This is a genomic window from Agromyces sp. Leaf222 (assembly GCF_001421565.1).
In the GTDB taxonomy this organism is placed as follows: domain Bacteria; phylum Actinomycetota; class Actinomycetes; order Actinomycetales; family Microbacteriaceae; genus Agromyces.
Map to the genome: position 1 here is coordinate 586,963 of NZ_LMKQ01000001.1, position 11,932 is coordinate 598,894.

Annotated in this window: 4 protein-coding genes; 2 read left to right on the top strand and 2 right to left on the bottom strand. The window is 70.4% G+C overall.

Annotated elements, in window-relative coordinates; all coding sequences use genetic code 11:
- Positions 1-211 precede the first annotated feature (211 nt).
- Complete coding sequence (gene pulA, locus ASE68_RS02555; protein ID WP_082461890.1) at positions 212-6,283, top strand: pullulanase-type alpha-1,6-glucosidase; 6,072 nt, start codon at positions 212-214, stop codon at positions 6,281-6,283.
- 114 nt (positions 6,284-6,397) lie between these two features.
- Here the strand turns inward: pulA and ASE68_RS02560 are convergent, their stop codons facing one another.
- Both ASE68_RS02560 and ASE68_RS02565 read right to left on the bottom strand, forming a co-directional pair.
- Positions 6,398-7,045, bottom strand: coding sequence for a hypothetical protein (locus ASE68_RS02560; RefSeq protein WP_235480743.1), 648 nt, complete (start codon positions 7,043-7,045; stop codon positions 6,398-6,400).
- A gap of 94 nt (positions 7,046-7,139) precedes the next feature.
- Positions 7,140-8,132: an o-succinylbenzoate synthase gene (locus ASE68_RS02565; protein WP_055860557.1), complete on the bottom strand. Its 993-nt coding sequence runs from the start codon at positions 8,130-8,132 to the stop codon at positions 7,140-7,142.
- Positions 8,133-8,182: 50 nt separating this feature from the next.
- Between ASE68_RS02565 and metH the strand changes: the two genes are divergently transcribed.
- A complete protein-coding gene (gene metH, locus ASE68_RS02570; protein WP_055854904.1) occupies positions 8,183-11,833 on the top strand; it encodes a methionine synthase in 3,651 nt (1,216 codons plus the stop codon).
- The last annotated feature ends 99 nt before the right edge of the window (positions 11,834-11,932 follow it).

Below are 11,932 nucleotides of genomic sequence, written 5' to 3' on the forward strand. Positions count from 1 at the left end.
TCCGGCCGGGAGTCCGGGTGATCGCGCCGCCGCCGCGTCGATGCGGCAGCCGCGTCACGACGACGACTGCCCCCAAAGATAGGCACAGGCTTGAATCCACCGCAAGCGAATCAGCAGAAATCTGCAAGCGCTTGCATTAACCTTGCGGCCACTGCTAGCTTCGGCTCCAATGTCGGTGGCACGAGGTCGTGCCCGAAATCGGGAGTCAAGGATGACGCAACAGGCACGTGCTCGAAGCTGGTTCGCACTCGCCGTCTCGACCGCACTCGCAGCATCGGCCCTGGCCGTCGTGCCGGGCCTCGCCGCCGCGGCCGAGGAGCCCCGCACGTTCGCCCTCGTCGGCTCGCTGCAGTCGGAGCTCGGCTGCGCCGACCTCGGTGCGGGTGCCGGCGGCGACTGGGAGCCCGCGTGCCCCGAGACCGAGCTGCTCGCCACCGGGACGCCGGGCGTCTACGCCGCGGACTTCACGGTGCCGGCCGGCACGTACGAGTACAAGGTCGCGGTGAACGATTCGTGGGGGGAGTCCTACGGCCTGAACGGCGGCGGCGACAACATCCCGCTCACCGTCGCGGGTGACACGGCGGTGCGCGTGGTCTTCGACGACACGCTGAAGCGCGTCGGGCTCGAGTCGACCGGCATCCGCTCCGCCTACTCCGACGAGGCCGACGCCGCGCTCGTCGCCGACCCGGTGCGCCAGCCCGGCAGCGACGAGACCTTCTACTTCGTGATGACCGACCGGTTCGCGAACGGCGACCCGTCGAACGACCAGGGCGGCCTCACCGGCGACGCGCTCACGACCGGGTTCGACCCGACGAGCCGCGCGTTCTACAACGGCGGCGACCTGCAGGGCCTGCGCGACCGGCTCGACTACATCGACGGCCTCGGCACGACGGCGATCTGGCTCACCCCGAGCTTCAAGAACCGCCCGGTGCAGGGCGAGGGCGCGAACGCGAGTGCCGGCTACCACGGCTACTGGGTCACCGACTTCACCCAGATCGACCCGCACCTCGGCACGAACGCCGAACTCGAGGCCCTCATCGCCGAGGCCCACGCCAAGGGCATCAAGGTCTACTTCGACATCATCACGAACCACACGGCCGACGTCATCGACTACGAGCAGAAGGAGTACTCGTACATCGACCAGGCGACGAGCCCGTACACCGACGCCGGCGGCGAGGAGATCGACCTCTCCGACTACGCCGACGGCACCACGCCGTTCCCGACGCTCGACGCGGCGACGAGCTTCCCGTACACGCCGGTCGTGCGCCCCGAGGACGCCGACCTCAAGGTCCCGGCCTGGCTGAACGACCCCACGCTGTACCACAACCGCGGTGACTCGACGTGGGAGGGCGAGTCCGTCACCTATGGCGACTTCGTCGGCCTCGACGACCTCATGACCGAGCACCCGACCGTCGTCAACGGCTTCGTCGACGTGTACGACCAGTGGATCGACCTCGGCATCGACGGGTTCCGCATCGACACGGCCAAACACGTGAACTTCGAGTTCTGGGAGCAGTGGTCGACGCAGGTGCTCGACTACGCGCACGCACACGACAAGCCCGACTTCTTCATGTTCGGCGAGGTCTACGACGCCGACCCGCAGAAGCTCTCGCCCTACGTGCGCAAGACCGACATGAACTCGGTGCTCGACTTCACCTTCCAGTCGCAGGCCGTGAGCTTCGCCGCGGGCAACTCGGCGAAGAACCTGCAGTCGCTGTTCGCGGGCGACGACTACTACACGACCTCCGACTCGTCGGCGACGGCACTGCCGACGTTCCTCGGCAACCACGACATGGGCCGCGTCGGCTCGTTCCTGCAGTCGACGGATGCCCCGCTCGAACGCGACGAGCTCGCGCACGAGCTGCTCTTCCTCACCCGCGGCCAGCCGGTCGTCTACTACGGCGACGAGCAGGGCTTCGCTGGCATCGGCGGCGACCAGAGCGCCCGCCAGACCCTCTTCGCGAGCCAGGTCGCCGAGTACCAGAACCAGCCGCTGGTCACGGGCGAGAACGCGGGCAGCGTCGATCGCTACGACACGGATGCCCCGCTCTACGAGCACATCGCGGCGCTCTCGGCGCTGCGCCAGGCGCACCCCGCCCTCGCGACGGGCGCCCAGATCGAGCGCTACGTCGACAACGGCGCGGGCGTGTACGCGTTCAGCCGCGTCGACCGCACCGAGAAGGTCGAGTACCTCGTCGCCGCGAACAACGCGAACGAGCCGCGCACCGTCGAGGTGCCGACGCTCACCGTCGGCGGCCAGTTCTCGGTGCTCTCGGGCGACAGCACCGCGGTCACGGCCGACGCCGATGGCGTGGCATCCGTGACCGTGCCGGCGCTCGGCGCCGTGGTGTGGAAGGCCGATCGCACGGTCAGCGCACCTGACGCGGCAGCCGCCATCACCGTCTCGACCCCGGCGGCGGGCGCGGGCGTCACCGGCATCACGCCGGTCGTGGCCGACGTCGACGACGACACGTGGCAGGAGACGAGCTTCGCCTGGCGCGTGGCCGGCGCGACGGGCGACGACGCCTGGCACGCGCTCGGTACCGCCGAGGACACCAGCCCCCGCGTCTTCCACGACACGGACGGCCTCGCGAACGGCACCCTCCTCGAGTACCGCGCGGTGTCGACGGATGCCGCCGGCCACCGCTCGGCGGCCAGCACCTACGCGAGCGTCGGCAACCCCGTGAACCTCGTCGAGGAGGAGGAGCCCGAGCAGCCGATCGACCTCGTGACGATTCCGGGCAGCCACAACTCCGAGATGGGCTGCGCGGGCGACTGGGCACCGGGCTGCGAGGTCGCGAAGCTCACGAAGCGCGCCGACGGCATCTACGAGGGCACCTTCACGATCCCGGCCGGCGACTACGAGTACAAGGTCGCGATCAACGGCAGCTGGGACCTCAACTACGGCGCGAACGGCGAGCCGAACGGCGGCAACGTCTCGTACACGACCGACGGCACCCAGCCCATCACCTTCTTCTGGAACCCCGAGACCCACGTGGTCTCCTCGACCGCCGAGGGCCCCGTCGTGACGCTGCCCGGCAGCTTCCAGTCCGAGGTCGGCTGCCCGGGCGACTGGCAGCCCGAATGCCTCGCCTCGCTCATGCAGGACGGCGACAAGGACGGCGTCTACACCTTCTCGACCAGCCGCATTCCCGATGGGGCATACGAGACGAAGGTCGTGCACGGCCGCAGCTGGGATGAGAACTACGGCGTCGGCGGCGCGCCGGGAGGCGGCAACTACGCCTTCACGGCGACCGGCGGCAAGCTCATCGAGTTCCGCTACACCCTCGCGACGCACGTGCTCGAGATCATCGTGAGCGACCCGCCGCTCGCGGGCACCGGGCAGACGCGCGCGCACTGGGTGAGCGAGGACACGCTGGCCTGGCCGGCCGAACTGCTCGGCGCGGCATCCGCCGATGACACCGTGTGGACCCTGCAGCACTCCGACGAGGCGACCCTTGCGGTCGTCGACGGCGAGGTCACGGGCGGCGGCGAGCCGATCGAGCTCGAGCGCGACGCCGCGGGCCTCACCGACGAGCAGCTCGCGAAGTTCCCGGCGCTCGAGGGCTTCGTCGCCCTGCACCCGGTCGGCCTCGACCGCGGTGACGTGCAGCAGCTCCTCACCCGTCAGCTGGCGGTCGCGCAGACGACCGACGGCGAGTTGAGCGCCTTCACCGGCGTGCAGCTGCCCGGCGTGCTCGACGACCTGTACGCCGACGCCGTGGCATCCGCGGCCCTCGGCACAGGCTGGCACGGGAAGAAGGCTGATGCGACGCTCTGGGCGCCGACGGCCCGCGACGTGGCACTCGAGCGATGGGATGCCGGCGCCACCGGCGACCCCCAGCGCCTCGACGCCGAGTGGAACGCCGCCGACGGCACCTGGACCGTCGAGGGCCTGCGCAAGGGCGACGAGTACCGCTGGTCGGTCGACGTCTTCGCCCCGACTACGGGCGCCTACGAGACGAACTCGGTGACCGACCCGTACTCGGTCGCGCTCACGCCGAACTCGGCACGCACGGTCGTCGTCGACCTCGACGACGCCTCGCTCGCCCCGAAGCAGTGGACGAAGGCGAAGGCGCCGGTCGTCGAGCGCCCCGTCGACCGGGCGATCTACGAGCTGCATGTTCGGGACTTCTCGATCACCGACGAGTCGGTGCCCGAGGACCAGCGCGGCACGTACAAGGCGTTCACGGCGGACTCGGCCGGCACGGCGCAGCTGAAGCAGTTGGCGGCCGCGGGCATCAACACCGTGCACCTGCTGCCCACCTTCGACATCGCCACGATCGAGGAGGAGCGCGACGCCCAGGCGACGCCCGAGTGCGATCTCGCGTCGTACGGCCCGGCATCACCCGAGCAGCAGGCGTGCATCGACGCGATCCGCGACCTCGACGGGTTCAACTGGGGCTACGACCCGTTCCACTTCCAGGCTCCCGAGGGCTCGTACGCCGTCGACGCCGATGGCGGCGCACGTGTCGAGGAGTTCCGCGAGATGGTCGGCGCCCTGCACGGCATGGGCCTGCAGGTCGTGCTCGACCAGGTGTTCAACCACACCGCCGAGGCCGGCCAGGGCCAGAAGTCGGTGCTCGACCGCATCGTGCCCGGCTACTACCAGCGGCTGAACGCGGCCGGCGCGGTCGAGACCTCGACGTGCTGCCAGAACGTGGCCACCGAGCACGAGGTCGCCGAGAAGCTCATGGTCGACTCGGTCGTGCTGTGGGCGAAGGAGTACAAGGTCGACGGGTTCCGCTTCGACCTCATGGGCCACCACTCGAAGGCGAACATGCTCGCGATCCGCGCGGCGCTCGACGGACTCACGCTGAAGAAGGACGGCGTCGACGGGTCGAAGGTCTACCTGTACGGCGAAGGCTGGAACTTCGGCGAGGTTGCGAACAACGCGCTCTTCGAGCAGGCCACGCAGGGACAGCTCGGCGGCACGGGCATCGGCACGTTCAACGACCGACTCCGCGACGCCGTGCACGGCGGCAGCCCCGTCGACGGCACGTCGACGTTCCAGCAGGGCTTCGGCACCGGCCTCGGCACCGACCCGAACGGGCAGCCGGGCACGCCGTCGCAGGCCGACCAGCTCACCGACCTCGGGCACCAGACCGACCTGGTCAAGCTCGGGCTCGCGGGCAACCTGCGGGCGTACGAGCTGACGGATGCCGCGGGCGAGACCGTGCGCGGCGACGAGCTCGACTACCGGGGGGCGCCCGCCGGCTACGCCGACCAGCCCGACGAGGTGATCAACTACGTCGACGCCCACGACAACGAGACGCTCTACGACCTCTCGGTGTTCAAGCTGCCGACCGACACGTCGATGGCCGACCGCGTGCGCATGAACACGCTGTCGCTCGCGACGGTCACCCTGTCGCAGTCGCCGTCGTTCTGGCACGCGGGCACCGAGCTGCTGCGCTCGAAGTCGCTCGACCGCAACAGCTACAACTCGGGCGACTGGTTCAACCGCATCGACTGGACCGGTCAGGAGTCGACCTTCGGGTCGGGCCTGCCGAACGAGGCCGACAACGGCGAGAAGTGGTCGATCATGACGCCGCTGCTCGAGAACGCCGCACTGAAGCCGGCGCCGGCCGACATCGCGGCGGCCGAGGCATCCGCCCTCGACCTGCTGCGCGTGCGCTCGTCGGTCGACCTGCTGCAGCTGGGCTCGGCTTCGCTGATCGACGAGAAGGTCTCGTTCCCGAACAGTGGAGCGGATGCCACGCCGGGCCTCATCACGATGCTCGTCGACGACCTGGTCGGCGCCGACGTCGACCCGGAGCTCGACGGCGCCCTCGTGGTGTTCAACGCCTCGCCCGAGGCGGTCACCGAGCAGGTCGACGGACTGCAGGGTCGCGGATTCGCCCTCGCGAAGGCGCAGGCATCCGGTTCCGACGCGGTCGTGAAGACGACGAGGTGGGATGCCGCGACGGGCTCGGTCACCATCCCGGCTCGTTCGGTCGCGGTGCTGGTCGACGAGCAGCCGCCGCCCGCCGTGGCGACGTTCACGATCGCCGCGCCGAACAAGCTGCTCGCGAAGGCCGGATCCGCGGTCAAGGTCGTCGGCCAGACGTTCGCGGTCGACGGCGGGCGCCCGGTCGGCACCGTCACCGTGCTCGACGGCGGCAAGGTCGTCGCGACGGTCGCCCTGAAGGCATCCGACCGCGGCCGCTTCTCGATCGACCTGCCGAAGCTCGGCAAGGGGCTGCACCTGATCCGCACCTCGTTCGACGGCGGCGAGGGCTTCAGCGACTCGAAGTCGCTGCCGATCCCGCTGCTCGTCTACTGAGGCCTGCGCCGGTCGAGTAGGCCGTCTGCGGCCGTATCGAGGCCCGTCTCCGGATGGGCCTCGATACGGCGCCGGGGCGCCTACTCGACCGACGTGCCCGGAAGCCCTCGTGGCTCAGCCCCGTGAGAGCGTGAGCGGCACGGTGCTCGCGCCGGTCGAGAAGTGGATCACGGGCGTCTCGCCCGAGCAGTCGTACGGAGCCGACATGATCGGCGACGCGAGGATCTGCTCGGTCACGGGCGTGCCGTCCATCTCGACGCCGTCGACCGTGACGTCCATGGTGAGGTCGTTCGTGTCGTTGCTGGTCGTGAGGGTGTCGCCGTCGACGGCGTACTGGCCCGACAGGGTTCCGCCGAGCGTTCCCTCGGCAGGCAGGCCGGCGATGTCGACGGAGAGCGAGAGGGCGGGCGTGTACGCGTACGTGCCGTCCTCGTCGAAGGACAGGCCCGAGCCGCCGGTCGGGTCGTAGACGATCGCGTACTCCGCGAGGTCGGCGTTGACCTGGTCGTAGTAGCGCTGCATCTGCTCGTCGGCGAGCACCCAGTCGCCCACGAGGCAGTTCGATGCGGCGGTTCCGGCGGCATCGTCGTCGGCTGCGGCATCCGTCGCCGGGGTGCTCGCGCTCGCGGTCGGCTTCGGGCTGTCGGACGCCGCATCGCTCGCGGACGCGTCGCCCGACGGGGAGGCCGTGCACCCCGCGAGCGTCAGGGCCGCGAACGCGACGATCGAGCCGGTCAGGGCGAGCCGATGGCGAGCCTGCATCAATGCCTCCTGTAGGGGGAACTCCGTGGCGCCGATGCGCCGACGCACGAGTGCGTGCATTCTCTCATCCGTCGATGTCGGGACGGCGGGTGCGTCAGTCCGCAGGTGCCGCGAGCACCGCGTGGCAGCGGCCGAGGCGCTCCAGCCACCAGTCCGTGCGCTCGGGCGAGGCCGCGTACCGGTCGAGCAGGGCGGCATCGGGCACGACCCGGCGCACGTCGATCGCGCCGTCGACGGGCACGAGCGGCGAGCCCGTGACATCCGCCGCCAGTAGCGAGGCCGTGCCGAGCCCGCAGTCGTAGTCGAGTTCGGTGACGGATGCCGCGAGCGCGGCGCCCATCGCGAGCCCAACGCTCGTGTCGAGCGCACTCGAGACCACCACGGGCAGGCCGGCGGCCTCGGTGATGCGGAGCGCCCGGCGGATGCCGCCGAGGGGCTGCGCCTTGATCACGAGCAGGTCGGCAGCACCGGCCTCGGCGACGGCGAGCGGATCGTCGGCCTTGCGCACGCTCTCGTCGGCCGCGATGGGGATGCCCATGTACTTCGTGCGCAGGCGGATCTCGACGAGGTCGTCGATGCTCGGGCACGGCTGCTCGACGTACTCCAGGTCGAACTCCGCGAGCGCGTGGATCGCGTGCTCGGCCTCGTCGACGTTCCAGCCGGCGTTCGCGTCGACGCGGATGCGGCCCTCTGGGCCGAGCACCTCGCGCACGGCGCGCACCCTCGCGACATCCTGCGCCAGCGTCTGGTCGCTCGCCGCGACCTTCACCTTCGCGGTGCGGCAGCCGGGGAAGCGGGCGAGCACGGCGGCGACGCTGTCGGGGTCGACGCCCGGCACGGTCGCGTTCACGGGGATGCGGTCGCGCAGGGCGGTCGGCGTCGCGTTCCAGCCGTAGTCGAGCGCGCCCTCGAGCCAGACGGACGCCTCGCGGTCGTCGTACTCGACGAACGGGCTGAACTCGGTCCACCCGTGCGGCCCCTCGAGCAGCAGGGCCTCGCGCACGTCGATGCCGCGGAACCGCGTGACGAGCGGCAGCGCGACGACGCGGGCGGAGGAGAGCAGGTCGTCGAGCTCAGGCAGTGTCATGAACACATCATCGCAAGCGGCTGCAGGCGCCGCTCATTAGACTCGCGCGAGTGACCGGCACGTTGATCGAACCCCGCTTCCCCCTCGACATCGACGGCGTCGCGCGCCCGACACGGTCCCAGGCGCTGCTCGACGCGGTGCGGGCGAACGTGGTCATCGCCGACGGCGCGATGGGCACCATGCTGCAGCGGCACGAGCCGACCCTCGACGACTACCGCCAGCTCGAGGGCTGCAACGAGATCCTCAACGTGAGCCGGCCAGACATGATCGCCGACATCCACGACGAGTACCTCGCCGTCGGCATCGACGCGATCGAGACGAACACGTTCGGCGCGAACTGGTCGAACCTGTCGGACTACGGCATCGACGACCGCATCCACGAGCTCGCCGAGGCCGGCGCCCGCATCGCGCGCGAGCGGGTCGAGGCCGCCGAGGCCGCCGACGGTCGCGTACGCTGGGTGCTCGGCTCGATGGGCCCGGGCACCAAGCTGCCGAGCCTCGGGCACACCACCTACGACCACCTCAAGCAGACGTTCGCCCTGCAGGCCGAGGGCCTCATCGACGGGGGCGCCGACGCGTTCCTCATCGAGACTTCGCAGGACCTCCTGCAGACCAAGGCCGCCGTCAACGGCTGCAAGCAGGCCATCGTGAGCCGCGGCATCCGCCTGCCGATCTTCGTCGAGGTGACCGTCGAGACCACCGGCACCATGCTCATGGGCAGCGAGATCGGCGCAGCGCTCACCGCGCTCGAACCGCTCGGGGTCGACGCGATCGGCCTGAACTGCGCCACCGGCCCGGCCGAGATGAGCGAGCACCTGCGGCACCTCTCGAAGCACTCGCGCGTGCCGGTGGCGTGCATGCCGAACGCCGGGCTGCCCGTGCTCGGGGCGAACGGCGCGCACTACCCGCTCGAGCCCGCAGAGCTCGCGACCGCGCACGAGCAGTTCGTGCGCGAGTTCGGCCTCGGCCTGATCGGCGGATGCTGCGGCACGACGCCCGAGCACATGCTCGCGGTCGTCGAGCGGCTGCGGCCGCTGCGCGCCTCGCTCACCGCGGATGCCGCGGCATCCGCTCGCGACCCGAAGCCCGAGGCGGGCGTGGCGAGCCTCTACCAGCACGTGCCGTTCCACCAGGACGCGTCGTACCTCGCGATCGGCGAGCGCACGAATGCGAACGGGTCGAAGGCCTTCCGCGAGGCGATGCTCGCCGGCGAGTGGGACGAGTGCGTCGAGATCGCGCGCAACCAGATCCGCGTGGGGGCGCACCTGCTCGACGTGTGCGTCGACTACGTCGGCCGCGACGGTGTCGACGACATCCGCGAGGTCGTGTCTCGCTTCGCGAGCGCCTCGACGCTGCCGCTCGTGATCGACTCGACCGAGCCGGCCGTGATCGCCGCCGGACTCGAGCTCATCGGCGGCCGCCCCGTCGTGAACTCGGTCAACTATGAAGACGGCGACGGCGCGACGAGCCGGTTCGGGCGCATCATGCCGCTCGTGAAGGAGCACGGCACGGCCGTGATCGCGCTCACGATCGACGAGCAGGGCCAGGCCCGCACCGCCGACGACAAGATGCGCATCGCCTCGCGTCTCGTCGATGCCCTCGTCGACGAGTGGGGCATGCGCGTCGAGGACCTCATCGTCGACTGCCTCACGTTCCCGATCGCGACCGGCCAGGAGGAGACCCGCCGCGACGCGATCGAGACGATCGAGGCGATCCGCCGCCTGAACGCCAAGTACCCGGGCATCCACACCACGCTCGGCGTCTCGAACGTGTCGTTCGGCCTCAACCCTGCTGCTCGCAGCGTGCTGAACTCGGTGTTCCTGCACGAGGCCGTCGAGGCCGGACTCGACTCCGGCATCATCGACGCCGCGAAGATCGTGCCGCTCGCCTCGCTCTCGGAGGAGCAGCGCAAGGTCGCGCTCGACCTCGTGTGGGACCGCCGCGAGTACGACGACGAGGGTGCGACGACCTACGACCCGCTCGCCGTCATGCTCGACCTCTTCGCCGGCGTCGACACCGCCGCGCTCCGCGACCAGCGCGCGGCCGAGCTCGCCGCCCTGCCCGTGGGGGAGCGCCTCGAGCGTCGCATCATCGACGGCGCCTCGAAGGGCCTCGAGGCCGACCTCGACCTCGCCCGCGAGGGCGGCCTGAGCGCGCTCCAGATCATCAACGACCACCTGCTCGAGGGCATGAAGGTCGTCGGCGAACGCTTCGGCTCCGGCGAGATGCAGCTGCCGTTCGTGCTGCAGTCGGCCGAGACCATGAAGGCCGCGGTCGCGCTGCTCGAGCCGCACATGGAGAAGTCCACGTCGGGCGGCAAGGGAAAGATGGTCATCGCCACGGTGCGCGGCGACGTGCACGACATCGGCAAGAACCTCGTCGACATCATCCTCACGAACAACGGCTACGAGGTGATCAACCTCGGCATCAAGCAGCCGATCGCCGACATCATCGCCGCCGCAGAGGAGCACGGCGCCGACGTCATCGGCATGTCGGGCCTGCTCGTGAAGTCGACCGTCGTGATGAAGGAGAACCTGCAGGAGCTGCAGTCGCGCGGCCTCGCGAAGAAGTGGCCGATCATCCTCGGCGGCGCCGCCCTCACGCGCGCCTACGTCGAGGACGACCTCGCGAGCCTCTTCGACGGCGAGGTGCGCTACGCCCGCGACGCGTTCGAGGGCCTCACGCTCATGGAGCCGCTCGTGAAGGTCGCACGCGGCGCCGACCCCGGTGAGGTCGGCCTGCCCGCGCTGAAGAAGCGCATCCACAGTGCGGGGTCGAAGCTCACGCTCACCGAGCCCGAGGCCATGCCGGGGCGGTCGGATGTCGCATCCGACAACCCGATTCCCGCGCCGCCGTTCTGGGGCACCCGCATCGTGAAGGGCATCGCGCTCGCCGACTACGCCGCGTTCCTCGACGAGCGGGCCACGTTCATGGGGCAGTGGGGGCTCAAGCCCGGACGCGGCGAAGACGGCCTCTCGTACGAGCAGCTCGTCGAGACCGAGGGGCGCCCGCGCCTGCGCTACTGGCTCGACCGCATCCTCGGCGAGGGCATGCTCGACGCCTCGGTCGCGTACGGCTACTTCCCCGTCGTGAGCGACGGCGACGACCTCGTCGTGCTGCACCACGGCGACGACCCCTCCGGCGCACTCGGGCCGGCCGGGCTGCTCGCGCCCGACGGCGGCTCCGGTGGCGCGCCGGGCGAGGAGCGCCTGCGCTTCCACTTCCCGCGCCAGCGCCGCGATCGCCACCTCTGCCTCGCCGACTTCGTGCGGTCGAAGGAGTCCGGACAGGTCGACGTGCTGCCCGTGCAGCTCGTGACCGCCGGCGCCCACATCGACCAGGTCACCGCGAAGCTCTTCGCCGAGAACCGGTACCGCGACTACTACGAGCTCAACGGCCTCGTGATGCAGCTCACCGAGTCGCTCGCCGAGTACTGGCACGCCCGCATCCGCTCGGAGCTCGGGTTCTCGTCCGAAGACCCGACCGACACCGCCGGCCTCTTCAAGCTCGAGTACCGCGGCGCACGGTTCTCGCTCGGCTACCCGGCCTGCCCCGACATGGAGGATCGCCGCAAGGTCGTCGAGCTGCTGAAGCCCGAGCGCATGGGCGTCGAGCTCAGCGAGGAGCTGCAGCTGCATCCCGAGCAGTCGACCGACGCATTCGTGTTCCACCACCCCGAGGCGAAGTACTTCTCGGTCTGAGGCTCCGGCGAATCCGGCGAACACGGCGCCTTCTCAGGAAGGAATCGGCAGGCACCCGTAGGCTCGCAAGTCCAAGGGGAGTACTCCGGCACGGCCGGC

What these genes read in the sequence shown, in the direction of transcription:
- pulA (WP_082461890.1), top strand. Translation starts at nt 212, where the DNA reads ATGACGCAACAGGCACGTGCTCGAAGCTGGTTCGCACTCGCCGTCTCG.
- ASE68_RS02560 (WP_235480743.1), bottom strand. Translation starts at nt 7,045, where the DNA reads ATGCAGGCTCGCCATCGGCTCGCCCTGACCGGCTCGATCGTCGCGTTC.
- ASE68_RS02565 (WP_055860557.1), bottom strand. Translation starts at nt 8,132, where the DNA reads ATGACACTGCCTGAGCTCGACGACCTGCTCTCCTCCGCCCGCGTCGTC.